The organism is Streptomyces crystallinus (assembly GCF_039521265.1).
Lineage (GTDB): Bacteria > Actinomycetota > Actinomycetes > Streptomycetales > Streptomycetaceae > Streptomyces > Streptomyces crystallinus.
Map to the genome: position 1 here is coordinate 13577 of NZ_BAAACA010000019.1, position 26905 is coordinate 40481.

General features: G+C 73.2%; 26 protein-coding genes and 1 other RNA gene. 14 read left to right on the plus strand and 13 right to left on the minus strand.

Going from position 1 to position 26905, the window contains the following annotated elements:
* Positions 1 to 2: 2 nt before the first annotated feature.
* Positions 3 to 803 carry a site-2 protease family protein gene (locus tag ABD236_RS17405; protein ID WP_344074652.1) on the plus strand — a complete coding sequence of 267 codons (801 nt, stop codon included), beginning with the start codon at positions 3 to 5 and terminating at the stop codon, positions 801 to 803.
* Here the strand turns inward: ABD236_RS17405 and ABD236_RS17410 are convergent.
* On the minus strand, positions 793 to 978 hold the full coding sequence (locus tag ABD236_RS17410; protein WP_344074653.1) for a hypothetical protein: 186 nt from the start codon (positions 976 to 978) through the stop codon (positions 793 to 795). The genes ABD236_RS17405 and ABD236_RS17410 overlap by 11 nt on opposite strands.
* Before the next feature lie 66 nt (positions 979 to 1044).
* Positions 1045 to 1758 (minus strand): NADPH-dependent F420 reductase, encoded by a 714-nt coding sequence (gene npdG / locus ABD236_RS17415; protein WP_344074654.1) that lies wholly within the window; start codon positions 1756 to 1758, stop codon positions 1045 to 1047.
* Positions 1759 to 1909: 151 nt separating this feature from the next.
* Between npdG and ABD236_RS17420 the strand changes: the two genes are divergently transcribed.
* Positions 1910 to 2512, plus strand: coding sequence for a hypothetical protein (locus tag ABD236_RS17420; protein ID WP_344074655.1), 603 nt, complete (start codon positions 1910 to 1912; stop codon positions 2510 to 2512).
* A 479-nt stretch (positions 2513 to 2991) separates the two neighbouring features.
* On the opposite strand, the gene ABD236_RS17425 is transcribed toward ABD236_RS17420, so the two are convergent.
* Complete coding sequence (locus ABD236_RS17425; RefSeq protein ID WP_344074656.1) at positions 2992 to 3216, minus strand: hypothetical protein; 225 nt, start codon at positions 3214 to 3216, stop codon at positions 2992 to 2994.
* Between the two features lie 66 nt (positions 3217 to 3282).
* Between ABD236_RS17425 and map the strand changes: the two genes are divergently transcribed.
* Together map and ABD236_RS17435 are read left to right on the plus strand one after the other, a co-directional pair.
* Positions 3283 to 4140 carry a type I methionyl aminopeptidase gene (map, locus tag ABD236_RS17430; RefSeq protein WP_344074657.1) on the plus strand — a complete coding sequence of 286 codons (858 nt, stop codon included), beginning with the start codon at positions 3283 to 3285 and terminating at the stop codon, positions 4138 to 4140.
* 135 nt (positions 4141 to 4275) lie between these two features.
* Positions 4276 to 4926, plus strand: coding sequence for a biliverdin-producing heme oxygenase (locus ABD236_RS17435; protein ID WP_344074658.1), 651 nt, complete (start codon positions 4276 to 4278; stop codon positions 4924 to 4926).
* A gap of 485 nt (positions 4927 to 5411) precedes the next feature.
* Here the strand turns inward: ABD236_RS17435 and ABD236_RS17440 are convergent, their stop codons facing one another.
* From ABD236_RS17440 to ABD236_RS17450, 3 genes are all read right to left on the minus strand, one after another.
* Complete coding sequence (locus tag ABD236_RS17440; RefSeq protein WP_344074660.1) at positions 5412 to 6083, minus strand: PhzF family phenazine biosynthesis protein; 672 nt, start codon at positions 6081 to 6083, stop codon at positions 5412 to 5414.
* Positions 6084 to 6167: 84 nt separating this feature from the next.
* Positions 6168 to 7739, minus strand: coding sequence for an HtaA domain-containing protein (locus tag ABD236_RS17445; RefSeq protein WP_344074661.1), 1572 nt, complete (start codon positions 7737 to 7739; stop codon positions 6168 to 6170).
* 57 nt (positions 7740 to 7796) lie between these two features.
* Positions 7797 to 9155, minus strand: coding sequence for an HtaA domain-containing protein (locus ABD236_RS17450; protein ID WP_344074663.1), 1359 nt, complete (start codon positions 9153 to 9155; stop codon positions 7797 to 7799).
* Positions 9156 to 9296: 141 nt separating this feature from the next.
* Between ABD236_RS17450 and ABD236_RS17455 the strand changes: the two genes are divergently transcribed.
* From ABD236_RS17455 to ABD236_RS17485, 7 genes are all read left to right on the plus strand, one after another.
* Positions 9297 to 10319: a heme/hemin ABC transporter substrate-binding protein gene (locus tag ABD236_RS17455; protein ID WP_344074664.1), complete on the plus strand. Its 1023-nt coding sequence runs from the start codon at positions 9297 to 9299 to the stop codon at positions 10317 to 10319.
* Entirely contained in the window at positions 10316 to 11395 is a 1080-nt protein-coding gene (locus tag ABD236_RS17460; protein ID WP_344074665.1) for a FecCD family ABC transporter permease, read from the plus strand. Before ABD236_RS17455 ends, ABD236_RS17460 begins: the two co-directional genes overlap by 4 nt.
* On the plus strand, positions 11392 to 12348 hold the full coding sequence (locus ABD236_RS17465) for a heme ABC transporter ATP-binding protein (RefSeq protein ID WP_344074667.1): 957 nt from the start codon (positions 11392 to 11394) through the stop codon (positions 12346 to 12348). Before ABD236_RS17460 ends, ABD236_RS17465 begins: the two co-directional genes overlap by 4 nt.
* A 166-nt stretch (positions 12349 to 12514) precedes the next feature.
* Positions 12515 to 13654: an iron uptake system protein EfeO gene (gene efeO / locus ABD236_RS17470; RefSeq protein WP_344074668.1), complete on the plus strand. Its 1140-nt coding sequence runs from the start codon at positions 12515 to 12517 to the stop codon at positions 13652 to 13654.
* A gap of 34 nt (positions 13655 to 13688) precedes the next feature.
* Positions 13689 to 14984 carry an iron uptake transporter deferrochelatase/peroxidase subunit gene (gene efeB / locus ABD236_RS17475; RefSeq protein ID WP_344074670.1) on the plus strand — a complete coding sequence of 432 codons (1296 nt, stop codon included), beginning with the start codon at positions 13689 to 13691 and terminating at the stop codon, positions 14982 to 14984.
* A gap of 25 nt (positions 14985 to 15009) precedes the next feature.
* Positions 15010 to 16005: an iron uptake transporter permease EfeU gene (gene efeU, locus ABD236_RS17480; RefSeq protein ID WP_344074671.1), complete on the plus strand. Its 996-nt coding sequence runs from the start codon at positions 15010 to 15012 to the stop codon at positions 16003 to 16005.
* Positions 15893 to 16867: an SCO2278 family lipoprotein gene (locus tag ABD236_RS17485; protein WP_344074794.1), complete on the plus strand. Its 975-nt coding sequence runs from the start codon at positions 15893 to 15895 to the stop codon at positions 16865 to 16867. Before efeU ends, ABD236_RS17485 begins: the two co-directional genes overlap by 113 nt.
* A 389-nt stretch (positions 16868 to 17256) precedes the next feature.
* Here ABD236_RS17485 and ABD236_RS17490 read toward each other — a convergent pair whose 3' ends face one another.
* On the minus strand, positions 17257 to 17991 hold the full coding sequence (locus tag ABD236_RS17490; RefSeq protein ID WP_344074672.1) for a bifunctional DNA primase/polymerase: 735 nt from the start codon (positions 17989 to 17991) through the stop codon (positions 17257 to 17259).
* Positions 17992 to 18086: 95 nt separating this feature from the next.
* Complete coding sequence (locus ABD236_RS17495) at positions 18087 to 18704, minus strand: TetR/AcrR family transcriptional regulator (protein ID WP_344074673.1); 618 nt, start codon at positions 18702 to 18704, stop codon at positions 18087 to 18089.
* A gap of 147 nt (positions 18705 to 18851) precedes the next feature.
* On the opposite strand from ABD236_RS17495, the gene ddaH reads away from it, so the two are divergent.
* On the plus strand, positions 18852 to 19745 hold the full coding sequence (gene ddaH, locus ABD236_RS17500; RefSeq protein ID WP_425543893.1) for a dimethylargininase: 894 nt from the start codon (positions 18852 to 18854) through the stop codon (positions 19743 to 19745).
* Positions 19746 to 19912: 167 nt separating this feature from the next.
* Here ddaH and ABD236_RS17505 read toward each other — a convergent pair whose 3' ends face one another.
* Both ABD236_RS17505 and ABD236_RS17510 read right to left on the minus strand, forming a co-directional pair.
* Positions 19913 to 20902, minus strand: a complete 990-nt coding sequence (locus ABD236_RS17505; RefSeq protein ID WP_344074675.1) for a small ribosomal subunit Rsm22 family protein — start codon at positions 20900 to 20902, stop codon at positions 19913 to 19915.
* 50 nt (positions 20903 to 20952) lie between these two features.
* The gene (locus tag ABD236_RS17510; protein WP_344074677.1) at positions 20953 to 22218 is read right to left on the minus strand and encodes a multidrug effflux MFS transporter; all 1266 of its coding nucleotides are present in this window, start codon (positions 22216 to 22218) and stop codon (positions 20953 to 20955) included.
* 133 nt (positions 22219 to 22351) lie between these two features.
* Between ABD236_RS17510 and ABD236_RS17515 the strand changes: the two genes are divergently transcribed.
* Entirely contained in the window at positions 22352 to 23116 is a 765-nt protein-coding gene (locus tag ABD236_RS17515) for an SDR family oxidoreductase (RefSeq protein ID WP_344074678.1), read from the plus strand.
* Positions 23117 to 23573: 457 nt separating this feature from the next.
* Positions 23574 to 24431, plus strand: coding sequence for a PhzF family phenazine biosynthesis protein (locus ABD236_RS17520; protein WP_344074679.1), 858 nt, complete (start codon positions 23574 to 23576; stop codon positions 24429 to 24431).
* Between the two features lie 10 nt (positions 24432 to 24441).
* On the opposite strand, the gene ABD236_RS17525 is transcribed toward ABD236_RS17520, so the two are convergent.
* From ABD236_RS17525 to ABD236_RS17535, 3 genes are all read right to left on the minus strand, one after another.
* Positions 24442 to 24765, minus strand: coding sequence for a nuclear transport factor 2-like protein (locus ABD236_RS17525; protein WP_344074680.1), 324 nt, complete (start codon positions 24763 to 24765; stop codon positions 24442 to 24444).
* A 145-nt stretch (positions 24766 to 24910) separates the two neighbouring features.
* Positions 24911 to 25310: RNase P RNA component class A (gene rnpB, locus ABD236_RS17530), an RNA gene on the minus strand.
* A gap of 45 nt (positions 25311 to 25355) precedes the next feature.
* Complete coding sequence (locus ABD236_RS17535; protein WP_344074681.1) at positions 25356 to 26789, minus strand: RNB domain-containing ribonuclease; 1434 nt, start codon at positions 26787 to 26789, stop codon at positions 25356 to 25358.
* Between the last annotated feature and the right edge of the window lie 116 nt (positions 26790 to 26905).

A 26905-nucleotide genomic window follows, 5' to 3' on the forward strand; every position in this document is an offset into this window, starting at 1 on the left:
ACATGGCCACCGCCACCTCGCGCCGCAGCGACCGGAGGATCAGCCCGGTCTTCCTGGGGATCGTCGCCGTCACGGCGGTCGGCGGATGGGCGGTGTGGACCGGGTTCTCCACCGCCCCCGGCTTCGCCGTCTTCCTCTTCGTGACGGGCGCCTGGATCGTCTCCCTGTGCCTGCACGAGTACGCGCACGCCCGCACCGCCCTGCACGGCGGGGACATCACGGTGGGCGCCAAGGGCTATCTGACGCTCAACCCGCTGAAGTACACGCACGCGATGCTGTCGATCGTGCTGCCGGTCATCTTCGTGATCATGGGCGGCATCGGTCTGCCCGGCGGCGCGGTGTTCATCGAGCACCAGCGGATCCGGGGCCGCTGGAAGCACAGCCTGATCGCGGCGGCGGGCCCGCTCACCAACGTGCTCTTCGCCGTCGTGTGCACGGCGCCGTTCTGGCTGCACGCGCTGGACGGCGTGCCCGCCGAGTTCCGCTACGCGCTGGCGTTCCTGGCGCTGCTCCAGGTGACGGCGGCGATCTTGAACTCCCTGCCGGTCCCGGGCCTGGACGGGTACGGGGTGATCGAGCCCTGGCTGTCGCACGGCGTGCGCCGCCAGATCGAGCCGTTCGCGCCCTTCGGGCTGCTGGCGGTCTTCGCGTTCCTGTGGCTGCCGTCGGTGAACGACGTGTTCTTCGACGCCATCCACGCCGTCCTGCGCGCGCTCGGCGTCACCGAGTGGGACACCTACTGGGGCCAGCGCCTCTACCGGTTCTGGCAGGGCACGCCGGACATCCCCTCGCTCACCGGCTGACGGCCGCGGCCCGCTCGGCCTTCGCCCTGCGCAGGTAGTACCAGGCCATGTTGGAGGAGAGCCCGGCGAGCAGGATCCAGACGACGCCGGTCCAGTTGCCCTGGACGAAGGAGACCACGGCCGCGGCGACGGCGAGGACGCAGACGACGAGGGCGTACAGAGCGAGGCGGGGCATGGGGGTCGGCTCCTGTCCGGGTACGGCGCTGATGCCCGTCCAGTGTCCCCCATGCCCCGGGCGGACCTACACGTCGGTCACGCGCAGCCCGGCGTGCGCCTTGTAGCGACGGTTGACGGAGATCAGGTTGGCGACCAGCGACTCCACCTGGTGGGCGTTGCGCAGCCGACCGGCGAAGACGCCCCGCATCCCCGGGATCCGGGCGGCCAGCGCCTGCACCAGGTCGGTGTCGGCGCGGCTCTCGCCCAGCACCATCACATCGGTGTCGATCTCCTCGATGGAGGCGTCCTGGAGGAGCACGGCCGAGAGGTGGTGGAAGGCGGCGGTCACCCGCGAGTCCGGCAGTAGGGCGGCGGCCTGCTCGGCGGCGCTGCCCTCCTCGGGCTTCAGGGCGTACGCGCCCTTCTTGTCGAAGCCGAGCGGGTTGACGCAGTCCACGACCAGCTTGCCCGCGAGCTCCTCGCGCAGCGCCTGAAGGGTCTTGGCGTGCCCGTCCCACGGCACGGCGACGATCACGATGTCGCTGCGGCGCGCGCACTCGGCGTTGTCCGCGCCCTCGACCCCGAGGCCGAGCTCCTCGGCCGCCGCGCGCGCCCGCTCGGCGGCCCGCGAGCCGATGATCACCTTCTGGCCGGCCCGGGCCAGCCGGTAGGCGAGCCCGCGCCCCTGGTCCCCGGTGCCCCCGAGCACGCCGACGACCAGGCCGGAGACGTCGGGCAGCTCCCACGGGTCCCTGGCGGCGGGCTTCGGGGTGTTCTCAGCGCTGTCAGTGGAAGTCATGGGCCGACCTTACGCCGGGCATTACCGGGTGGTACGCGCCAGGTGCGGCCGGATGCGACCGGGTGCACCCCGGGGTGGCGGCGGCCCCCGTTCGGGTGAGGAGTGGCGGATGCGCCTCGCCGGGGCGCTTGGTGCGGCAGGATGCCGGGGCATGGATGCCGTACGCGTCGCACTGTTGCGGGAGGTCCTCGCGGGGACGGAGTGGCTGCGCGGGACCCGCCGTTTCGCCGGGGTGCTGCGGGGGTCGGTGGTGCCGAACGGCGGGGGCCTGCTGCTGGTGGGCACCGAGGCGTACGAGCCCTGGCACCTGGCCGCGCACCTCACCGACGAGGCCGCGTGGTCGGGCGTGCCCGAGCTCACCCCCACGCTGGTACGCCACCGGGTCGAGCCGGGCCGGGGCCCGCACCTCTCGGTCGGCCTCGGCCGCCTGGAGGCGGCGGGCCGGGGCGCGACCCTGCTGGTGGTGGCCCCCGACCGCCCGGACGGCGGCCTCCTGGAGCGCGTCCACGACGCCCGCCGGGCCGGGGCGCGGGTGCTGGCGCTGGACGCGGGCGACCCGGAGGTACGGGACCTGGTCCACGAGTCCCTGACGGTCCCGCCCGGGGCGGAGGTGGACCTGGACACGGTGCAGCATCTGGTGAGCGCGGCGGCGGGGGAGAACGGGGTGCCGGCGCAGCGGGCCCGCCGGGGTTTGCGCGACCGCCTCTCCCACTTGGCGGACCACCTGACGGCCCCACCCCGCCCCCGCTGGTAACCCGGCCCGGCGTTTGTCTGCGGCGGTGTGGGTGGTTGCTCGCGCAGTTCCCCGCGCCCCCTTTTCGGCCCGGGGTTTGTCTGCGGCGGTGTGGGTGGTTGCTCGCGCAGTTCCCCGCGCCCCTAGGGGGTCCGGTTCGTTCGGCGGGTTGCCCGTGCCCCTGGGTAGTCCGGGTCGTTCGGCGGGTTCCTCGTGCCCCTGGGTAGTCCGGGTCGTTCGGCGGGGTCCCGCGCCCCCTGGAAAGCCCTCGTTCGTCTGCGGGCCGTGGCCTCTTCTCGCGCAGTTCCCCGCGCCCCTAAAAGCCTGTGGCTGAGCCGGGTTCTCCGGCTGCAACCGACCCCCTAGGGGCGCGGGGAACTGCGCGAGCAACCCACCACTCAGCCGCAGACAAAGGCCGGGCACAAGAAGGGGCGCGGGGAACTGCGCGAGCAACCCACCACCGGGCCGCAGACAAACCCGCACCGGGGTGCAGGAGGGGCTCAGGACTCCTCGTCCGGGGACTTGTCGTGCCACTTCGGATCCGTCTCCCACTCAAGATTCCGCTCCTGAGCGGTCCGCATCGCATGCTCCGCCTCCTCCCGCGACGCATAAGGACCGAACCGGTCCTTCGCAGGACACTCCGGCCCCTCCTCCACCTTGGCGTGGACCAGGCAGTAGAACCACTCCCCCGGCTTGCCGACCGCACGCTTCTTGAACAGGGCCATGGCGACGCTCCTCACTCGGACCTTCTCGACCATGCTGCCCCAAGGCGGCTGGATAGACTCGCCGGTATGTCTGGCCAGTCGCTGCTCGTACCAGGGGAGCTCTCTCCCACCCGCTCCGTCCCGGGGAACATCCGCCGCCCCGAGTACGTCGGGAAGCCCATGCCCGCGCCGTACACCGGCCCCGAGGTGCAGACCGCCGAAACGATTGAGCTCATGCGGATCGCGGGCCGGATCGCCGCCCGCGCGATGGAGGAGGCCGCCAAGCTCATCGCGCCGGGCGTGACCACCGACGAGCTCGACCGGGTCGCGCACGAGTACATGTGCGACCACGGCGCGTACCCCTCGACGCTCGGCTACCGGGGCTTCCCCAAGTCCCTGTGCAGCTCGGTCAACGAGGTCATCTGCCACGGCATCCCGGACTCCACCGTCCTGAACGACGGCGACATCGTGAACCTCGACGTCACCGCGTACATCGGCGGCGTACACGGCGACAACAACGCCACCTACCTCTGCGGCGACGTCGACGAGGAGTCGAAGCTGCTGGTCGAGCGGACCCGCGAGTCGCTCAACCGCGCCATCAAGGCCGTGAAGCCGGGCCGCCAGATCAACATCATCGGACGCGTCATCGAGTCGTACGCCAAGCGCTTCGGCTACGGCGTCGTACGCGACTTCACCGGCCACGGCATCAGCACCGCCTTCCACTCCGGCCTGATCGTGCCGCACTACGACGCGCCGCACGCCACCACCGTGATCAAGCCGGGGATGACGTTCACCATCGAGCCGATGCTGACGCTGGGGACGCACGAGTACGACATGTGGGAGGACGGCTGGACGGTGGTCACCCGCGACCGCCGGCGGACGGCCCAGTTCGAGCACACGCTGGTGGTGACGGAGACGGGCGCGGAGATCCTCACGCTGCCCTGATCATCCGGGCGCGTTCCGGGGTACGCATCAGACGTACGCACTTACCGACAGGGCGTCGGGAACCATTTGACTTAGGTAAGCCTAAGTAGGACGATCATACTGGTTCCCGTACCCCTCGGTCCCCGGAGGCACGCCTTGGACACGCCCTTCTCCACCGTCATCCGCACGGCGTCGCACGAACAGCACACCGAGGCGGAGAACTCCGGTTTCATGAGCGCCCTGCTCGGCGGCCGGCTCGGCGTCGAGGCGTACGCCCGCTACACCGAGCAGCTGTGGTTCGTGTACCAGGCCCTGGAGGACGGCGCGGCGGCGCTGCGCGAGGACCCGGTGGCGGGGCCGTTCATACGGCCCGAGCTGATGCGTACGGCCTCGCTGGAGCGGGATCTGACGCATCTGCGGGGCGCGGGGTGGCAGCGGACGGCTTCCCCGCTGCCCTCGACGCGGGCGTACGCGGCGAGGGTGCGCGAGTGCGCGGTGACCTGGCCCGCCGGGTATGTGGCGCACCACTACACGCGCTACCTCGGGGACCTCTCCGGGGGCCAGATCATCCGCGACAGGGCGGAGAAGACGTGGGGGTTCGCCCGGAAGGGCGACGGTGTGCGGTTCTACGTGTTCGAGGGGATCCCGAATCCCGCCGCGTTCAAGCGGGGGTATCGGGAGCTGCTGGACGGGGTGGATGTGGACGACTTGGAGAAGCAGCGGGTGGTGGAGGAGTGCCGGCGGGCGTTCGCCCTGAACACGGCGGTGTTCCGCGACCTGGAATCGGAGTTCCCCCTCAGCGCGTAGCGCTCCGCGTGGTGCCCGGCCTTTGTCTGCGGCTGAGTGGTGGGTTGCTCGCGCAGTTCCCCGCGCCCCTTCTTGCGCCCGGCCTTCGTCTGCGGGTGTGTGGTGGGTTGCTCGCGCAGTTCCCCGCGCCCCTGAAAAACCTCGGTCGTCTGCGGACCGTGGATGGCTGGTCGCGCAGTTCCCCGCGCCCCTAGGGGGTCGGCCGCAGCCGGAGAAACCAGCTCAGCCACAGGCTTTTAGGGGCGCGGGGAACTGCGCGAGAAGAGGCCACGGCCCGCAGCCGAAAGAGGGTTTTCCAGGGGGCGCGGGACCCCGCCGAACGACCCGGACTACCCAGGGACACGGGTAACCCGCCGAACGACCCGGACTACCCAGGGGCGCGGGTACCCGCCGAACGACCCGGACTACCTAGGGGCGCGGGGAACTGCGCGAGCAACCACCCACCTACCCGCAGACAAAGGCCGGGCCGAAAAGGGGGCGTGGGGTCAGGGCGTGTGCTGGAGTCGGACCCGGCCCCCCAGTTCGATCGTCGCCCCCGGCCCCGGCGCCGTAAGCAACTGCGAACCCACCCCTTGGGTGATGTTCAGCGCCCGCCCCAGCAGCGACGTGAGCAGCAGCGCCGCCGCCCCCGTGGCCTCATCCTCCTCCACCCCGTCCCCCCGCCCCGGAAACCCCCGCGCCCGCACCCGCCCCGCCGCCTCGTCCTCCCAGGCCCACGCGTACACCCACTCCCCCGGCTCCGGCACCTCCAGCGCGTCGACCTCGGCGGCCGAGGCGTACTGGCGCAGGGTGCGCGGCGGGGCCCACTCCGCGCGGGCCGTGATCCAGGTGAACTCGCCGTCCTGGCGCGCGAACACGTCCCCGACGGGCAGTTCCAGTACGTCGATGTCGAGCAGCCACGCCGCCCCCACCAGCGGGTGCCCCGCGAACGGCAGCCGCAGGCCCGGCGTGTAGATGTCGACCGCGCCCCGCTCGGGGTCGTCCACGAACACCGTCTCGCTGAAGCCGAGTTCCTTGGCCAGCGCCTGCCGGGCCGCCTCGTCGGGCAGCGCGGAGCCCTCGCGCACCACCCCGAGCGCGTTGCCGTGGCGGCCGTCGGGCCCGCAGAAGACCCTGAGCACGTCGATCAGTACACCCGGTACGCCGTTTTCCCTCACCCCGGCATTCAACAACACCCACGACGCCCGCGGGGCCGCACCCGGCCAAAGGGTGCGGCCCCGCGGACGGCGGCGGGCCGCAGATCAGGCACGGCCCGGCGCGCTGCGGCGACGCGCCGCGTACACCGCGGCCGCCCCGGTCACCGCGATCGCACCCGCCGCACCGAGCAGCGGCCCGGTCGGGGCGGAGGACCCGGTGGCCGCGAGCGAGCCGCCTACCGCCGGGCCGCCGACCGTGACGCCGCCCACCGTCGCACCGCCCACCGTCGCACCGCCGACGTTCCCGCCCGCACCCCCACCACCGGTGGTCGCGGCGCCGGTCCCGCCGGCCGACCCCCCGGCCGTACTGCCGCCCGTGACCGCCGTACCGCCACCTTCCAGGTCCGCCCCCTCGCTCAGCCCCAGCGCGACCGTGACCGGGTCGATGGCCTCGCCCGCGCGGTACTGCGACTGCTCACCGGGCCGGGCGAAGACCGCGGCGCCGTCGGCGGTGAAGGCCGCCGGGACGGCGCTCAGCCGCACCACGTCCTTGCGGGGCGTGAAGTCGGCCCGGGAGAGGTCGAGCGAGGCGAACTCGACGTTCCGCTTGACCCCCTGGGGCGTGCTGACGTCGACGTACAGCGAGCCCTTGGTGCCGGACGCCTCGATCCGTACGGCACCGAACGCGATGTCCAGACCGCCGTGGGCCGCGTACGTGAACCGGACCTTGCCCCGGAAGGAGGCGTTCACCTTCCGGGCGTCGGTCTTCAACTCGGCCTTGTCGAGCGGGAACCCGAAGGCGGACTTGGCGGCGGTCGCCCCCTCGGAGACCGTGGTGCTGCCGCCGGAGGCGATGTACGTACGCCATGACTCCTTCAGCCCCCAGCTCAGCTTGGCCTTGACGACTTCGGCGGGAGCGGTGGTGGGCGCGGGGGTGGTCGGCCTGGGCTTGGCGGGGGTGGGCTTGGCCGGGTCCGGCTTGGCCGGGTCGGGCTTCGCCGGGTCCGGCTTCGTGGGATCCGGCTTGGTCGGGTCCGGCTTCGTCGCGTCGCTCATCGGGAACGTCAGCGTCGCCGGGTCCAGCTTCTCCCCTTTCTTGTAGTTGCCGTTGAACGCCGCCGCGCCCTGCTCGGTGAGCGTGGCCGGGATGTCCTTGAGGACCATCGCCGCGCCCTGCGACGGCTTCACCCCGGACACGTCGAGGTCGGCGAGCGGCACGTCGTCGGCCGTCCTGTCCTTGCCGCCCTCCTTGGTGGTCACATCGGCCGTGAGGACCCCGTTCGTCGTGGTCGTCGTCACCTTCAGGTCGGACAGTTTGATGTCGAGCACCCCGCCGTGCGCCGAGAACCGGACGCTGCCCTTGAAGGCGGTGGCAGTGGCGTGCGTGGACATGTCGTACGTGCCCGTGCCGTCGGTGAAGGTGAACACGCCGTTGCCGGGGGCCTGCCGGGCGCCGTCCGCGACCGCGATCCCGTCCGCGCCCACATACCGGCGGAAGCTGTCCTTGAAGCCCCAGTCGAGCGTGGCCCCCTTCAGCTCGATTTTCCGCGCGGCGCCCGCGCCGGGAGCGGCCAGGACGGGGGCGGCGGACAGGGCCGTGGCGGCGGTGGCCCCGCAGACGACGGCTATCGCCGCCGCACGGGCCGAGGGGCGGATCGGACGGGAGGTGACGGACATGGTCGGGTGGCTCCTTGGTGGATTCGGGAGTGGAGACGGTCGGTCAGGTGTGGCGGTCTAGGGGGTGGGGCGCGCGGGCTCACGGGCCCGGCGGCGCAGCACCGCGTACGCGAGCGCCGCCGCAGCCAGCACCCCCGCCCCCGCGAGCCCCAGGTACAGGCGGCCGTGGTCCGAGGGCGAGCCGGCGGCGGACTCCGGGCGGGCCGCCGCCTCCTGGGCGGCCGGCGCCTTCGGCGTCGGCGGCGTCCTCGCCCCGCTGCCCAGGTCCGGCAGCGCGGGCAGCCGGGCCGCCCGGTCCACGGTGACGGCCAGCGACACCGGGTCCATGGCGGTGCCCGCCGGATACCTTCCGCCGAAGACCTCCGCGCCCTCGGCGGTGAGCGTGGCGGGTGCCTCGGCGACGGCCACCAGGCCTTCGTGCGGGGCGAGTCGGCCCGTCGCGAAGGTGATCAGCGGCCGCCCGGCCGAGGAGAGCGTGCCCCGGCCGTCCGCGACCTTCACCGCGATCCGGCCGAGGGTGAGGTCGAGCCCGGTGCCCGCGAACCGCACGGCGCCCGCGAACTCGGCGTCGAGCGTGCCCTTCTCCGGGTCGTACGCGCCGTGGCCGCGCGGGAACCGGAACAGCGCGCCGCCGTCCTGGGCCCCGCCGGAGAGCGTCCAGCCGCCCTGCGCGACGGAGCCCGTGACGTACTCGCGGAAGGTCCGGCGCACCCCCCAGTCGACGGCCGCGTCCACGAGGGAGCCGGAGGGCGCACCCGGCGACGGGGGCGTGGGAGTCGGGCTCGCGGGCGCGTCCGGCGCCCTGGTGTCCACCGACAGGCTGACCGGGTCGAGCGCGGTCCCGGCCGGGTAGTACCCGGCGAAGGCCGCGGCTCCCTGCGGGGTCAGCGTCGCGGGTACGTCGGTGAGCGCCACCGGCGAGCCGCCGCCCCGCATGTCGACGCCGCCGAGGGACAGCGCGGCCAGCGGGACCCGGGTGGACGTGGTGACCTTGCCGGTGTCCTTCGCCCGGCTGGTCATGTCGGCGTAGAGGGTGCCCCGGCCACCGGAGATACGGACGGCGGGGCGGGCGATGGTCAGGTCGAGTTCGTAGGAGCCGTCGGCCTTGGCGTGTCCGGTGAACCGGACCCCGCCGAAGAAGGCGGCGTCGAGGGCGCCGCCGCCGGGGTCGTAGGAGCCGGCCGCCGAGTGGAAGCGGAACCGGCCACCACCGGTCGTGGCGGCCCCACCCAGCAGGCTCCAACTCCCCTTCGCCACCGGGCCGGTGACATAGCTCTGGAAGGAGGACCTGACGCCCCAGTCGAGGCGGCCGCCGCGCACGGTCCGGTCCGCCGCGTGCGCCGGGCCCATCGGGACGAGCAGGGCGCCGAGGACGGCCCCGAGCAGGGCGGCGGCGAGAGAGCGGGAGGGCAGCATGACGAACCCCTTCGAGGGCTGGCGACTTAGGTAAGGCTAACCTAAGCTATCCCTGCTCAACAGGGCCACAGCCCGAAGGCCGCATCCGGCGGCCTCGTCGGGGCGCGGCCCCAACGACCGCTCGCGCAGGCCCACTCACCCATGGACAGGACGGTGCACCCGGTGCGCACGACACGACTACTCGCGGGCGCGCTGGTCTCCCTGCTCGCCCTCACGGGCTGCGGCGCCGGCGCCGGAACGGACGGCGGCGGGCCCACTCCGGCCGCGTCCGCCGACCGGGCCGAGCCGCTGGCCGCACGGGACATCGCGGCGCCACGGCTGCCCTCCACCGTCGTCTCGGCCGACGGCAAACGGGTCGAAGTGGCCTCCGCCGACCGGATCGTGCCGCTCACCGGCTCGCTCAGCGAGATCGTCTTCTCCCTGGGCCTGGGCGGCCACGTCGTCGCCCGGGACATCACCGCCACCTTCGAACAGGCCGCGAGACTCCCGGTGGTGACGCGCGCTCACGACGTCTCGGCCGAGAGCGTGCTCTCCCTGAAGCCGACCCTCGTCCTCGCCGACACCGAGACCGGCCCCGCCGAGGCGATCGGGCAGATCCGTGCCGCCGGGATCCCGCTCGTGGTGGTCGCCCCCGCCAAGACCCTCGACGACGTGGGCCGCCGCATCACGGCCGTGGCCGACGCCCTCGGCGTACCGGGGGCGGGCCAGAAGCTCGTCAGCAGGACCGAGGAGCGGATCTCCGCCGTGCACAAGGGCGTTCCGGCCGCGCCCGGCGGGAAGAAGCCGCGCGTCGCCTTCCTCTATCTGCGCGGATCGGCCGCCGTCTATCTGCTCGGCGGGGCGGATTCCGGCGCGCCCTCGCTCCTGGCGGCGGCGGGCGCGGTCGACGCGGGCGCCGAGTCGGGCCTGCGGAAGGACTTCACCCCGCTCACCAGCGAGGCCCTGGTCAAGGCGGCGCCGTCCGCGATCCTCGTGATGCGCAAGGGACTGGAGTCGGTCGGCGGGGTCGACGGGCTGCTGAAGATCCCGGGCGTCGCCCAGACCCCGGCCGGGCTCGACCGCAGGGTCGTCTCCATCGACGACGGCGTCCTCCTCGCCTACGGCCCCCGTACGGACGAGGTGCTGAAGTCACTGGTGGAACAGCTGTACCGGGGGACCGAGTGACGGCGCTCTCCACCGCCCCGGCCGAGGCGCCCGCCGCCCGGCCCCGCCGGGCCACGGCCGCCTGGGCGCTCACCGTCGCCCTCGCCGCCGCCCTGCTGCTGCTCGCGCTGCTCTCGGCCGGGGTCGGGGCGTACCACATCCCCCTCCTGGAGGTGCTCGGCTCGGTGCGCCACCGGGCGGGGCTCGGCGGGCAGCCGCTGGACCGGGTCGGCGAGAGCGTGCTGTGGAACGTACGGCTGCCCAGGGTCGTCCTCGCCCTGCTCGTCGGCGCCTCGCTGGGCTGCGCGGGGGCGCTGACGCAGGGCGTGTTCGGCAATCCGCTGGCCGAGCCGGGCGTCATCGGGATCTCCTCGGGCGCGGCGGTCGGCGCGGCCGGCTCGATCGCGCTCGGGCTGAGCTTCCTCGGCACCTGGACGGTGACGCTCTGCGCGTTCGCCGCCGGTCTCGTCACCGTGCTGGTGGTGTACGCCCTCTCCCGCTCGGGCGGCCGTACGGAAGTGATCACCCTGATCCTCACGGGCATCGCCGTGAACGCCTTCGCGGGCGCCCTCATCGGCCTCTGCGTCTTCTTCGCCGACAGCGCGCGGCTCTCCCAGATCACCTTCTGGCAGCTCGGTTCGCTCGCCCAGGCCACCTGGCCCAAGGTGCTGGCGGTGCTGCCCTGCGCGGTGGCGGGTCTGGCGGTCGCCCCGCTGCACGCCCGCAGGCTGGATCTGCTGGCGCTGGGCGAGCGGCCGGCCCGCCACCTGGGCGTGGACGTGGAGCGGCTGCGGATCGTGCTGGTCCTGGTGATCGCGCTGCTGACGGCGGCGGCGGTCGCGGTGGCCGGGGTCATCACGTTCGTGGGGCTGCTGGTGCCGCATCTGCTGCGGATGGCGGCCGGGCCCGGGCACCGGTTCCTGGTGCCCGCGAGCGCGCTGGGCGGGGCGGTGGTGCTGGTCGCGGGCGACCTCGCGGCCAGGACCGCCGCCGCGCCCGCCGAACTCCCCCTCGGGGTGCTCACCGCGCTCATCGGCAGCCCGTTCTTCTTCTGGCTGCTGCGCAGGACCCGTCGTGGACAAGGCGGTTGGGCATGAGGTTCGTACGTCTCGCGGCGGCGCGCCGCCCGGCCCCGCCCGGCCCCGCCGCCCCGGGCGAGGTCCTGGCCGAGGCGCGCGGGCTGCGGGTGCGCCTGGGCGGGCGGGTGGTGCTCGACGGGGTGTCGGTGGCGGCCCGCGCCGGTCAGGTGCTCGCCCTGGTGGGTCCGAACGGCGCCGGCAAGTCGACCCTGCTCGGGGCGCTCGCCGGGGACCTCGCCGCCTCGGCGGGCGAGGTGCTGATCGCCGGGCGGCCGCTCGCCGACTGGGCCCCGGGCGAGCTGGCGCTGCGCCGCGCGGTGCTCCCGCAGGCCGCCGCGCTCTCCTTCCCCTTCCCGGTCGAGGAGGTGGTCCGGATGGGCCGGGCGCCCTGGGCGGGCGTCCGGGCGGCGCGGGGGGAGGACGCCGACGACGAGGTGGTCGCGGCCGCGATGGCGGCCACCGAGGTCGCCGCGTTCGCCGCCCGCCCGTACGCAGCGCTCTCCGGCGGCGAGCGCGCCCGGGTGGCGCTGGCCCGGGTGCTGGCCCAGCGGGCGCCGGTGCTGCTGCTCGACGAACCGACCGCCGCCCTCGACCTGCGCCACCAGGAGCTGGTGCTGCGGCTGTGCCGGGAGCGGGCCGGGGCCGGGGACGCCGTGGTGGTCGTCCTGCACGACCTGGGGCTCGCGGCGGCGTACGCGGACCGGGTCGCCGTCCTGCACGCCGGGGCGGTGGCGGTCGAGGGGGCGCCCGCGGCGGTGTTCGGGGAGGAGCTGCTGAGCCGGGTCTACCGGCAGCCGGTGGAGGTCTTCCCGCACCCGGAGACCGGGGTACCGCTTGTGGTGCCGAAACGGGAGCCCGTACGGAGTCACGGGGGCGCAAAGGAGCGTGCGGGGGCGCAAGAAATCAGCCAAGCGCAGGCGTGTGAGCCGGGGGCAGAACCGGTGGATCATGGTCCACGCAGCGCCGCTTGACCGCTCCTTGACCCTGTCATGGCCTTCTTGTGATTGGCCTGTTATCGACGGCGCTCACCCGGTACGAGGTGAGAGCTGAATCACTGACCCGATGGGTATCGGTCAGGTAAGCCTCGGTTAAGTTAGGTCCGCCTCACCCCCTGACCGAACCCAGCGTGGAGCCCACATGCGAGCCGTCCGTCTCTCCGTCGTCACCGCCGCCACGGCCGCGGCGGCTCTGGCCGCCGTCACGGGCTGCTCCTCCAAGAGCGACTCCAAGAGCGACGGCGCCATCAAGGTGACCGCGTCGGACAAGGCCTGCGAGGTCTCCAAGACCGAGTTCGCGGCCGGCCACGTGCAGTTCGCCATCGAGAACAAGGGCTCCAAGGTCACCGAGGTCTATCTGCTCTTCCCGGACGACCGGATCGTCGCCGAGCGCGAGAACATCGGCCCGGGCCTCAAGCAGAAGCTCACCGCCGAGGTGAAGGCCGGTTCGTACGAGATCGCCTGCAAGCCCGGTATGAAGGGCAACGGAATCCGTCAGAAGGTCACCGTGACCGGCGGCGGCCAGACCCCCAAGCGCGACCCCAAGCTGGACGCGGCCGTCGCCGCCTACCGCACCTATGTGCAGCAGCAGGCCGACGAGACCCTGCCCAGGCTGAAGACCTTCACCGACGCCGTCGCGGCCGGTGACGTCGAGGGCGCGAAGAAGGCGTACGCGCCCTCGCGCATCGGCTGGGAGCGCACCGAGCCGGTGGCCGAGTCCTTCGGCGACATCGACCCGAAGACGGACGTGCGCGAGGACGGCCTGGAGAAGGGCCAGACGTGGACCGGCTGGCACCGCCTGGAGAAGGCGCTGTGGACCGACGGCAGGATCGGCGACGAGGAGAAGAAGCTGGGCGTCCAGCTCTCCCAGGACATCGCCGACTGGCAGAAGCGCGTCGGCACCGCCGAGATCACCCCGACCTCCATGGCCAACGGCGCCAAGGAGCTCCTGGACGAGGTCGCCACCGGCAAGGTCACCGGCGAGGAGGAGCGCTACAGCCACACCGACCTGGTCGACTTCAAGGGCAACGTCGAGGGCGCCCAGAAGGCGTACGAGCTGCTCAAGCCGGTCGCGGCCAAGAACGACCCGAAGCTCACCGCCGAGCTCGACAAGCAGTTCGCCGCGATCGGCGCCCAGCTCGACAAGTACCGCACCGACAAGAACTCGTACGACTTCACCCCGTACGACAAGGTCGGCGCGGGCGACCGCAAGCAGCTCGCGGACGGGGTGAACGCGCTCGCCGAGCCGCTCTCCAAGCTCGCCGCGGCCGTCGCCAAGTAACACCGCACGCCGTCAGAACAGGAGGGATCCAGCCATGAGCGACACGACCGACACCGGCGCCGGCACCGCCGCCGAAACCGCCGGGGGCGCCACGTCCTCGGCCCCGTCCCGCCGTTCCCTGCTCGGCTGGGGCGGTGCGGGCCTGGCGCTCGGCGCCGCCGCGGCCGGCGGAGCCGTCGCCGCGGTGCGCGGTGACGGCGGCGACGCGGTGCCCGCCGCCGACAGCGGCGCGGCCGTGCCGTTCTACGGCGTCCACCAGGCCGGTATCGCCACCGCCGTGCAGGACCGGCTGCACTTCGCCGCGTTCGACGTCACCACCAAGGACCGCGGCGAGCTGATCAGGCTGCTCAAGGAGTGGACGGCCGCCGCGGCGCGGATGACCGCGGGTCAGACGGTCGGCGAGGGCGCCTACGGCGGGCTCGCCGAGGCGCCGCCGGACGACACCGGCGAGGCGCTCGGCCTCAAGCCGTCCCGGCTGACCCTGACGATCGGCTTCGGCCCCTCGCTCTTCGCCAAGGGCCGCTTCGGCCTGGAGGGCAAGCGGCCCGAGGCGCTGCTCGACATCGAGAAGTTCCCCGGCGACAACCTGGACCCCGCGCGCAGCGACGGCGACCTGTGCGTCCAGGCGTGCGCGGACGACCCGCAGGTCGCGGTGCACGCGATCCGCAACCTGGCCCGTATCGGCATGGGCCGCACCGCCATCCGTTGGTCGCAGCTGGGCTTCGGCAAGACGTCCTCGACGACGCCGGACGCCCAGACCCCGCGCAACATGATGGGCTTCAAGGACGGCACCCGGAACATCTCGGGCACCGACACCGCCGCCCTGGACAAGCACGTCTGGGTCGGCGAGAAGGACGGCTCGCCCTGGATGACCGGCGGCTCCTACCTGGTGGCCCGCCGCATCCGGATGCACATCGAGACCTGGGACCGCACCGGCCTCCAGGAGCAGGAGGACGTCTTCGGGCGCGACAAGGGCGAGGGCGCCCCGGTCGGCAAGGCCAAGGAGCGCGACGAGCCGTTCCTGAAGGCGATGAAGCCGAACGCGCACGTACGCCTGGCGCACCCCGACTCCAACGGCGGCGCCACCATCCTGCGCCGCGGCTACTCCTTCACGGACGGCACCGACGGCCTCGGCCGGCTGGAGGCGGGCCTGTTCTTCATCGCCTACCAGCGCGACGTCCGCAAGGGCTTCCTGCCGGTGCAGCGCAGCCTGGCACGCAACAAGGACGCGCTCAACGAGTACATCCAGCACGTGAGTTCGGCGATTTTCGCCGTCCCGCCGGGCGTCCGCGACAAGGACGACTGGTGGGGCCGGGCACTGTTCAGCTGATCGGCCGAGGGCTGAGGGGAAACGAATGTTCGGCAATTATCTGATCGGCCTGCGCGAGGGTCTTGAAGCCAGTCTGGTCGTCTGCATCCTCGTCGCGTATCTGGTCAAGACCGGCCACCGCGAGGCGCTGCGGCCCATCTGGATCGGCATCTCCGTCGCCGTCCTGGTCGCGCTGGGCTTCGGCGCGGGCCTGGAGTTCGGCTCGCAGGAGATGACCTTCAAGGCGCAGGAGGCGCTCGGCGGCTCGCTGTCGGTCGTCGCCGTCTGCCTGGTCACCTGGATGGTCTTCTGGATGCGGCGCACCGCGCGCTTCCTGAAGTCCGAGCTCCAGGGCAAGCTGGACGCGGCGCTGCGGCTCGGCACCGGCGCCCTGGTCGCCACCGCGTTCCTCGCGGTCGGCCGGGAGGGCCTGGAGACCTCGCTGTTCGTCTGGACCTCGGTGCACGCGGCCGGGTCCGACAGCGGCAACACCGACCCGCTGGTCGGCGCGCTCCTCGGGCTCGCCACGGCCGTCTTCCTGGGCTGGCTCTTCTACCGGGGCGCGCTCAAGATCAACCTGGCGAAGTTCTTCACCTGGACCGGCGCGATGCTGGTCGTGGTGGCGGCGGGCGTGCTGGCGTACGGCGTGCACGACCTCCAGGAGGCCGACTTCATCCCGGGCATCCGGAGCCTGGCGTTCGACATCAGCTCCACGATCCCGCCGGACAGCTGGTACGGCACGGTCCTCAAGGGCGTCTTCAACTTCCAGCCCGACCCGACCGTCCTCCAGGTCACGGTGTGGGCGCTGTACCTCATCCCCACGCTCGCGCTGTTCTTCGCCCCGGTAGGGTTCGCGAAGTCCGTGGGGAGCTCCGCTCCCGCGGCGGCGGCCAAGAAGGACGAGGGGCAGAAGGCAGTCCATGAGCAGGGTGAGTCGGCTGACGGCGGCGCTCGCGGCGGTGACCGTACTGACGGTGACGGCGAGCGGCTGCGTGACGGTGCACGGCGAGCGGGAAGTAGTACCGTCCGCGACCAGGGCTGAGGCCGCGCAGGCGCTCAGGGACTTCACGGACGCGTACAACAAGGCCGACAAGGCCTTCGACCCGGCCCTCGACGCGGGCCGGGTCACCGGTCCGCTCGGGGCGGTCAACCAGGCCGGGCTCAAGGCCCGCCACGTCACCGACCCGGGCGGCAACCCGCAGCATGTGCCGCTGGAGCTGACCGACGCGAAGTTCGCGATACCCAGGAAGGCGGGCTGGCCGCGCTGGTTCGTCGCCGACACCGACTCCAACCGCGACCGCGAGGGCGGGCCGGACGACACGCGCTGGCTGCTTGTGTTCGTACGCGGCGGTGCGGACGACGTCTGGAAGGCCGCCCACCTCTCGGTCCTCGCCCCCAAGGACGTGCCGGCCCTCGCCGTGGACCCGGACGGCTTCGCCGAGCCGGTACGTCCGGACGAGCCCGGCCTGGCGGTGGCCCCCAAGGACCTGAGCGAGTCCTACGTCTCCTACTTGCGCACCGGCCGCCCCGAGGCCTTCGCACCCGGCCCGCACACCACGCAGTGGCGCGACCAGCGCAAGAAGAACGCGGTGCTGCCGGGCATGTCCACCCAGTACGTGGACCAGCCCCTGGACACCGGCGACTTCGCCCCCCTGTCCCTGCGCACCCGCGACGGCGGCGCCCTCGCCTTCTTCGCCACGCGCCACTTCGAACGGCAGACGGCGGCGAAGGGGGTCCGTCTGAACATCAACGCGGATGTCCGGGCGCTGATGACGGGCGATGCGCGGTCGTCGGTGACGAAGGAGCGGGTCTCGGACGACGCGGCGGTGGTCCCGCCGGCGGGACGGGGACCGGTGCTCGTGATCAACCGCCTTCAGGGCCTGGTGTCGGCCAAGGGCGAATAGTTCTGACCCGGCCTTCGTCTGCGGCCCGGTGACCGGTTGCCCGCGCAGTTCCCCGCGCCCCTTTTTGTGCCCGGCCTTCGTCTGCGGCTGAGTGGTGGGCTGGCCGCGCAGTTCCCCGCGCCCCTAGGCAGTACGGCCCGCTCGGGCGGTCGTTCGCGCCCTTGGAACCCCGCTGTCGTCTGCGGGTCGTGGCCGGTTACTCGCGCAGTTCCCCGCGCCCCTAAAAGCGCCTGTGGCTGAGCTGAGTTCTCCGACTGCGGCCACCCCCTAGGGGCGCGGGGAACTGCGCGAGAAGCGGCCACGGCCCGCAGACAAAGGCGGGTTTAGGGGCGCGGGGAACTGCGCGAGCAACCCGCCACTCAGCCGCAGACAAAGGCCGGGCTCAAAACTCAGCGGCCCAGGGGCCAGGCCACCGCGTGGGGGTCGGCCGCTCCGTGGCGGGCGCAGGCGTCCGTGAGGGACTCGAGGAGCGTCAGCGGGTCGGGCAGAGCGTGCTCAGGACCCCGTACCCACGACACCTCATGCTCCCCCGGCAACCGCGCCGGCGGCACCAGCACATAGCTCCCCCGGCAGTGCCACCGCAGCCCGGGATGCTCGTCCATCGTCTCGGGATGGCAGTCCAGCTCGCACGGCCACCACTCGTCCTCGTCCTCCGGCGTCCCGCGCGTCGCGGTGAAGAACAGCATCCGGGCCTGGTCCCCCACGCCCCCGGACTCCGCCACCGGGCCGACGTCCACGCCCTCGGCGAGCAGCCGCTCCAACGCCTCGCGCCCCGCTTCGAGCGGCACGTCCAGGACGTCGTGGACCATCCCCGTCGCCGTGATGAAGTTCGCCTCGGGCTGCCCCAGCGCCCACCGCTCGATCTGGGCGCGGTCGGTGGTCGACTGCGTCTGCCAGGCGAACGAGACCGGGTGCCGCGCCGGGGTCGGACAGCCCACCCGCTCGCAGGAGCACCGATAGCCCACGGGATACGCGGCCGGAGCCAGCGGCAGCTTCGCGGCGGCGGTGGCGAGCAACTGGCCGAGGCGGCCCTCGTCCGCGCCGGGCGCGTCCTTGGGGCGCCTGCGCAGCCAGCGGGACAGCCTGCCTGCCGAGCTGTCGGAACGCCCGTACTCCGCGCCCATCTATCCCCTCACCTCACCGTTGCCCCGCGGGAACCTTCTCCCCATGCTCCCACCATCCTGCGCCCGCCGAGGCCGTACCCCCCAACCCGGGGCCCTCAGCGGGGGGCGAGTCCGCGCAGGGCGTAGTCGACGACGGTGTCCGCGTACGCGTGGGTGAGCGGCAGCGTGCGCAGCAGCCAGCGGTGCGAGAGCGGGCCGACCAGCAGCTCCAGGGCGGTGCGCGGGTCGACGTCGGCCCGTACCTCGCCCGCGTCCTGCGCGGCCCTCAGCCGGTCCACGTACAGCTTGAGCTGCGGCTCCAGGAGGTTCTGCACGAAGGCGGCGCCGAGCTCCGGATCGACCACGCCCTCCGCCGCGAGCGCCCGGTACGGGGCCTCGGTCGCGGTGTCGTTGAGCTCGTCCACGGTCGCGCGCAGCACCAGCTTGAGGTCGGCCGCCAGGTCCCCGGTGTCGGGCAGCGACACCTCGCCCTGGACGGCCTGGTGGCTGAGGTCGACGAACGCCTCCAGCAGGACCGCGGCCTTCGAGGGCCACCAGCGGTAGATGGTCTGCTTGCCGACCCCGGCGCGGGCGGCGATGCCCTCGATGGTCGTCTTGGCGTAGCCCGCCTCGCCGACGAGGGAGAGCGCCGCGTCGTAGATGGCGCGCCTGGAGCGCTCGCTGCGTCGGGTGGAGTCGGGTGCCTTCGCGGGCGCATGCCCCTTGTTCGCCATGCCGGGATCCTAGCGCCACCGAGGCGAAACGTATCGTCTCTGTCAAGGGCGCGCGCGGGGCAACGGCGTGTGAAGCGGCGAAAAACACCCGGACGGATCACTGCGCGAACGGCGGCCAGGCCGCACCATGGGCTGACCACCCCGCGCATGCGGCGCGTGCAGCCGAAGTCGTCCGAAGTCGTCCGTGAGGAGCCCTCATTGCTCAGTGAGCCCCGTGACCTCCGTGCACCCCGAGTCGCCAGACCCCGGCGCTATCTGATGTGCCCACCGGCACACTTCAAGGTCACGTACTCCATCAATCCCTGGATGGACCCCGCCAAGCCCGTCGACCTGCCGCTCGCCCTCGCCCAGTGGGAGGACCTGCGCGACCGCTACCGGGCGCTCGGCCACACCGTCGAGCTGCTCGACCCCCGCCCCGACCTGCCCGACATGGTCTTCGCCGCGAACGGGGCCACGGTGATCGACGGCCGCGTGCTCGGCGCCCGCTTCGCCCACCCGGAGCGGGAGGCGGAGGCGGAGGCCCATCTGGAGTGGTTCCGCGCGCACGGCTTCACGGAGATCCACGAGCCGGCCCACATCAACGAGGGCGAGGGCGACTTCGCCGTCACCGCGTCGTATGTACTGGCCGGGCGCGGCTTCCGGTCCAGTCCGCTCTCGCACGACGAGGCCCAGGAGTTCTTCGGGCGCCCGGTGATCGGGCTGGACCTCGTCGACCCGCGCTACTACCACCTGGACACGGCCCTGTGCGTCCTCGACGACTCGGCCGACGAGATCATGTACTACCCGGACGCGTTCTCCCCCGGCAGCCGGGCCGTGCTCGCGCGGCTCTTCCCGGACGCGGTGATCGCCTCACCGGAGGACGCGGCGGCGCTGGGGCTGAACGCGGTGAGCGACGGGCGCCATGTGCTGTTGCCGCAGGGCGCGTTGGGGCTCTTCTCGGCGCTGCGCGAACGCGGCTTCGAGCCGATCGGGATGGATCTGGGCGAGCTGCTCAAGGGGGGCGGCAGCGTGAAGTGCTGCACGCAGGAGCTCCGCCCCTGATGGGCCCGGCCTTCGGCTGCGGCTGAGTGGTGGGTTGCTCGCGCAGTTCCCCGCGCCCCTGGAAATGCCGCTGCGCGGCAATCCCCTGGGGCGCCCCGAAGGGGCGCATCTCAGGGGCGCGGGGAACTGCGCGACCAGTTGGGGACGGCCCGCACACGAAGAACGGCCTACCCGGCCGGAGGCCACGCGTCGCCCCAGGACGCGTCGCGGGCCGCCCGGTACAGCGCGCCGTGGCGCTTGGTCACGGTCTCGCGGCGCAGCGCCTCCTCCGCCGTGCACAGATCGAGCAGCACCTGCCCCTTGCGGATCTGCGGCCGCCGCACCACCCGGTTCGGCGCCGGGTCGGCGGGGACGCGGACCGCCGCGACATAGCTGAACTTCTCGTCCTCGTACGCCAGTGACCCGCCCTTCACCTGCCGGTGCAGGGACGACCGGCTGACCCGGACCGAGAAGTGGCACCAGTCCCTGCCGGGCTCGATGGGGCAGGCGGCGCTGTGCGGGCAGGGCGCGGCGACGGTGAAACCGGCCGCGATGAGCCGGTCCCGCGCCTCGATGACCCGCGCGTACCCGTCCGGCGTGCCGGGCTCCACGATGACCACGGCGCCGGTCGCGGCGGACGCGGCGGTGTCCACCAGGGCGGCGCGGTCCTCGGCGGTGAGCTCGTTGAGGACGTACGAGACGGTGACGAGGTCGGTCTCCGGCAGCGTCAGCGCCGTACCGATCCGGGCCCGCTCCCAGCGGATCCGGCGCAGACCCTCGACGCCCGAGGACTCGGCGAGCTCACGGCCGATCGCGAGCGCCGGCTCGGCCCAGTCCAGGACGGTCGTCGCGGTGTCCCACGCCTCCGCGACCGCCCAGCTCGCCGCGCCGGTGCCGCCGCCGACGTCGGTGTGGGTGGCCGGGGCCCAGTCCGGGACGGCGTCCTGGAGGGCGGCGAGGGCGGACCGTACCGCCTCGAAGGTCGCGGGCATCCGGTACGCGGCGTACGCGGCCACGTCGGAGCGGTCGCGCAGCACCGGGGCGTGCGTCTGGGTGGCCCCCCGGTAGTTGGCGATCAGCCGGTCGACGGCCCGCGCGGCCTGCGACGGCGGCAGCCCGTCGAGCAGCCCGGCGAGGGCGGAGCGCAGGGCCTGCGGGACGGGGACGTTCTCGTTCACCTGGGGATTCTACGGTCGCGGCGCGGCGGCGTCGGCGCGCCCGGGGCGGTTCAGAGCCCGGCCTCCTGCCGCTGCCACGGCCGGCACAGCAGCAGGAAGCAGAGCAGCGCGGCCACCCCGGAGACGAGCTGCACCACCGCCATCGGCACGGCCGTCCCCTCCCCCGCGATCCCCACCAGCGGCGATGCCACCGCGCCGATCAGGAACGAGGACGTGCCCAGCAGCGCGGACGCGGAGCCCGCCGCGTGCGGGGTGCGCATCAGGGCCTGGGCTGTGGTGTTGGGCGTGGCCATGCCCATCGCGGACATCAGCACGAACAGCCCGGCCGCGACCGGCGCGAGGCCGGGGTCGCCGAACACGCCGGACGTCATGACCAGCAGCGCCACCGCCGCCAGCACCACCGTGCTCAGCGAGCACACCAGCACCTTGTCCAGGCTGACCCGGCCGACCAGGAGCTTTCCGTTGATCTGCCCGGCGGCGACCAGGCCGACCGAGTTGAGCCCGAAGAGGAGCGAGAAGGTCTGCGGCGAGGCCCCGTAGATCTCCTGGATGACGAAGGGGGAGGCGGAGATGTACGAGAAGAGCGCGGCGAAGGCGAGCCCTCCGGCCAGCACATAGCCGGTGAAGACCCGGTCCTTGAGCAGTGAGCCCATGGTGCGCAGGGCCTCGCCGACCCCGCCCTCGTGGCGGCGCTCGGGCGGCAGCGTCTCGCCCAGGAAGCGCCACACGAACAGGGTGAGCAGCAGTCCGACGGCGGTGAGGACGACGAACACCCCGCGCCAGTCGGTCAGCCGCAGCACCTGGCCGCCGATCAGCGGCGCGACGACCGGGGCGGCGCCGGAGATCAGCATCAGGGTGGAGAAGAACCGGGCCATCTCCACGCCGTCGTACAGATCGCGCACCACCGCGCGGGCGATCACTATGCCCGCCGCGCCCGCCAGGCCCTGGAGCAGCCGGAAGGCGATGAGCAGCCCGGCCCCGGGCGCGAACGCGCAGACGGCGGTGGCCACCACGTACACGACCATGCCGACGAGCAGCGGTGTGCGGCGGCCCCACTTGTCGCTCATCGGCCCGACGACGAGCTGGCCGAGCGCCATGCCCGCCAGACACGCGGTGAGCGTGAGCTGCACGGTGGCGGCGGGCGCGTGCAGCGCGCCGGTGACCTCGGGCAGGGCGGGCAGGTACATGTCCATGGAGAGCGGCGGGAGCGCGGTGAGCCCGCCCAGCACCAGCGTGACCAGCAGACCGGCGCGGCGGGCGGCGACGGGGGCCGCGGCCGGTATCGGGGCCGGTGCGGTCCGGCTGGTCTCCGCCATGGGTGTCTCCGCTTCCGGCCGTACCGACCGTTGTAGTTTCAAGCATCCATGCTCTCAGGCCGGTGGGGGTGCTCGGGACCACATCCCGGACAGCGCGGCGCGGGGCCCGGACCGCTCCCGTACGCTCCGGACCATGAACGCATCCGCAGCGCGCAAGACCGCCGTCGTCACCGGCGCCGGCTCCGGCATCGGCCGCTCCGTGGCGCTCACCCTGGCCGCCGCGGGCTGGTCGGTGGCCCTGGCGGGCCGCCGCGCCGAGCCGCTGGAGGAGACGGCGGCGCTGGCCGGCCCGGACGCCGACGTCCTCGCGGTCCGTACGGACGTGACGTCACCGGAGGAGGTGGCGGCCCTGTTCGAGGCGGTACGGGAGCGGTACGGGCGGTTGGACCTGCTGTTCAACAACGCGGGGACGTTCGGTCCTGGCGGGGTCGCGGTGGAGGACCTGGCGTACGAGGCGTGGCGCCATGTCGTCGACACCAACCTCAACGGGGCGTTCCTGTGCGCGCAGGCGGCGTTCCGGCAGATGAAGGAGCAGGACCCGCGGGGCGGCCGGATCATCAACAACGGCTCGATCTCGGCGCATGTGCCGCGGCCGAACTCGGTGGCGTACACGGCGACCAAGCACGCGATGACGGGCCTGACCAAGGCGCTCTCCCTGGACGGCCGCCCGTACCGGATCGCCGTCGGCCAGATCGACATCGGCAACGCGGCGACGGATATGACGGCCCGGATGCGGACGGGCGTGCCGCAGGCGAACGGGGAGCTGGCGGTGGAGCCGGTGATGGACGCGGGGGATGTGGCGCGGACGGTGCTGCATATGGCGGAGCTGCCATTGGAGGCGAACGTGCAGTTCGCGACGGTGCTGGCGACGACGATGCCCTACATCGGCCGAGGCTGACCCTCGCCCTCGGGCCCCCTTTTGTGCCCGGACTTTGTCTGCGGGTGGGTGGGCGGCTGGTCGCGCAGTTCCCCGCGCCCCTTGTCTGCCCGGCCTTCGTCTGCGGGTGCGTGGGTGGCCGGTCGCGCAGTTCCCCGCGCCCCTTTTTGTGCCCGGTCTTTGGCTGCGGGTAAGTGGTGGGCTGGTCGCGCAGTTCCCCGCGCCCCTAGGGGGTTGGCCGCAGTCGGTGAACTCAGCTCAGCCACAGGCCTTTAGGGGCGCGGGGAACTGCGCGAGAAGCGGCCACCGGCCCGCAGACGAAAACGGGTTTCCCGGGACGCGGAGACCCGCCCGAACGGGCCGTCCTACCCAGGGGCGCGGGGAACTGCGCGAGCAACCACCCACTCACCCGCAGACAAAGACCGGGCACAACGGGGACACGCGGAATGCCAAGCCGTCGCGCGGAGTTGGCACCGGCATGACCGACGTGCTGCGTTACACCGCCTTCTCCTCCGACCCCACCGGCGGCAACCCCGCCGGCGTCGTCCTCGACGCCTCGGGGCTCGATGACGACGCCATGCTCGCCATCGCCGCCGAGCTCGGATACAGCGAGTCCGCGTTCCTGACCGACCCCCCGGAGGGGCTGGGCGAGAAGGAGCGGGCGTTCACCATCCGGTACTTCAGCCCCAAGGCCGAAGTACCGTTCTGCGGGCACGCCACCGTGGCCACGGCCGTGGCGCTCGCCGACCGGCTCGGCCCGGGCGACCTGGCCTTCGCGACCGCGGCCGGCACCGTCCCGGTGACCGTCACCGACGACGACGGCACCCTGCGGGCCACCCTCACCAGCGTCGACCCGCACACCGAGGCCATCGCGCCCGACGACCTCGCCGAGGCGCTGGCCGCGCTGGACTGGCCCGCCACCGACCTCGACCCGGCCTTCCCGCCGCGTATCGCCTACGCGGGCGCCCGCCACCTGGTCCTCGGCGCCGCCACCCGCGAGCGCCTGGCGGACCTCGACTACGAGTTCGACCGGCTCGCCACCCTGATGCGACGGCTCGACCTGACGACGGTCCAGCTGGTCTGGCGCGCCTCGGACACGGTCTTCCACGTCCGCGACCCGTTCCCGGTCGGCGGGGTCGTCGAGGACCCGGCGACGGGCGCGGCCGCGGCGGCCTTCGGCGCGTACGTACGCGAACTCGGCCTGGTCCCCGAGGAGTCGGTCCTCACGCTGCACCAGGGCGAGGACCTGGGGCGCCCGGGCGTGCTGACGGTGACGCTGCGGGCGGGCGACCCGAGGATACGGGTCGGGGGCGCCGGAACCGTGATCCCGGCCTAGCCGACCGCGCTCACGCCTGCCCCGTCTCGAAGCGGCTGACCTTCCCGTCCTCGACGGTGAAGCGCCAGGCCGTGCGCATCTCGCCCCAGGTGTCGTTGCGGTAGGAGGCGACGAGCGAACGACCGCCGTCGGCCTCCGACTCGACGTCCATGTGGCCGCCGCTGGAGAAGACCTCCCGCTCGGTCCAGTCGGCGACGTCCCGGTCGGACCCGTCGTCGGACATGGTCGCGCCGGGGGCGAGCGCGGCCTGGAAGGCGCTGCGGTCGCCCGCGTTCAGGGCGCCGACGAAGGCGCGGACGGCGGGGTCGGTCAGCTGGTCGACGGGAACGGACACGGGGGGCTCCTCGGGGTGCGGCGGGGCCCGGCCGTGGACGGCGGGCACGCCTCCCAGCTCACCCCACCCCCGGGGGTCCCGCCACCGGCCGGGGCCACGGGCATGAACGCGAACACCCCTCCGGCCGGAGCCGGAGGGGTGTGGCAGGACGAGCCGGGCTGTACGCCGGGTTCTGTCGCCCGGTCGCCTCGCGGCGGCCGGGGAGACGGCCATCCATCTAGGACCGGTGTTGCCACCGGCCTCGTGCGGTCTACCCGCGGACTCGGGCGGGCAGCCCTCGAACGTCCGCGCAGGAGCACCGAGGTGCTCCCTCTTGACCTTGCTCCGGGTGGGGTTTACCTAGCCGCCTGGGTCACCCCAGGCGCTGGTGGTCTCTTACACCACCGTTTCACCCTTACCGAGGACCGAGGTCCCCGGCGGTCTGTTTTCTGTGGCACTGTCCCGCGGGTCACCCCGGGTGGGCGTTACCCACCACCCTGCCCTGTGGAGCCCGGACGTTCCTCGGGAGGATCCGAGGATCCCCACGCGGCCGTCCGCCCGGCTCGTCTGCCGTGCCGACCATGCTACCTGCCGGGCGGGCCGCTCCTGTCTCAGGCGGGGCTGAACTCGACCTTCGCGGTGCCCGGGTCGGCCTGGGTGAGGCGGACCCGGAGCGGCTCGCCCAGAGGGAGGGGGGCGCTGCCCCTGACGGGCGCGACCACGGCCGGGTCGGTCAGATGGACCGTACCGGTGGCGGGTTCGTCGTCCTTGATGTCGACGACCATGGCGTCGAAGACGTCCCCGACGCGGTCCTTGAGCAGGGCCGCCTCCACCAGGTCCACGCACTCGCGCTCGACCGTGTTGGCCCGCCGGGTGCCCTCGGCCATCTCCTTGGGGAGGGCGTCGAGCGCGGCGAGCACCCACTCGGGCACGTCGGCGGCGGCGACCGCCGCGAGGCAGAGCTCGGCGGCGTAGCGGTCGACGAGGCGGCGCAGCGGGGCCGTGCAGTGGGCGTACTCGTCGGCGACGGCCGCGTGGATCGCGGGCCGGGGCACGTTCCCGCCGGTGAACACGGTGTACCCGGCGCCGCGCAGCAGCGTCGTGCACTCCTGGAGGAAGGCCGCGTGGTGCGGTTCGCTCGGGTCCAGGGAGCGGATGACCTGGGCGTACGGGACGTGGTGCGGCCAGTCGATGCCCAGTGCCCGGGCCGAGCGGCGCAGCCGGGCGACGGCGCCGTCGGGGGCGCTGGGGAGGGTGCGCAGCACGCCGGTCCCGTACGTCAGCATCAGATCGGCGGCGGCGATGCCGGTGAGCAGGGAGATCTGGGCGTTCCAGCCGTCGGCGGGCAGCGGGGCGCGGTATTCGAGCCCGTACCGGCCGTCGTGCTCGACGATCTCCTGCTCGGGGACGTTGAGGGAGATGCCTCCGCGCTTGACCTCCTGCTGTTCGCGCAGCTTCCCGATGTCCTTCAGGAGCGCGAGGGACGGCTCGGCGGTGCCGTCGTCGATCCGCCGCTGCGCCCCCTCGTAGTCGAGCTTGGCGCGGCTGCGGACGAGGGCGCGCTCGACGTGGGTGGCGGTGGTCGCCCCCTCGGCGTCCAGGTCGATGGTCCACAGGACGGCGGGGCGCACCCGGCCGGGCAGCAGGCTGGCGGCGTCCTCGCTGAGCACGGGCGGGTGGAGCGGGACGCGCTCGTCGGGGAAGTAGAGGGTGTTCACACGGCGGTGGGCCTCGGTGTCGACGGCGCCGCCCGGGGTGACGTACGCGGCGACGTCGGCGATGGCGTAGTGCACGCGGAACCCGCCGGTGCGGCGGGTCAGGTGCATGGCCTGGTCCAGGTCCAGGGAGGTGGGCGGGTCGATGGTGAAGAAGGGGAGGTCCGTGGCGTCCCTGACGGGCAGGCGGGGGTCGGCCGCGGACCGTTCCGCCTCGGCGAGTACGTCCGGGGGGAAGTCCTCGGGGATGTCGAGGGTGGCTCGGAGGTCGCGCAGGGCGGTCTTCAGGGGTTCGGCTGTGCCGGTCATTCTGAGGTGACGGCGGGGCATGTCCCGAGCGTAGGCCGGGGGCGGCGTCTCGGCCCGTTTTGGGGTGCCCCTCCCCGCCCCTTCCCTAAACCCTCCGGGGGTGGGTGGGGGGTGGAGGCTCGTCTCGCGGGGGGGGG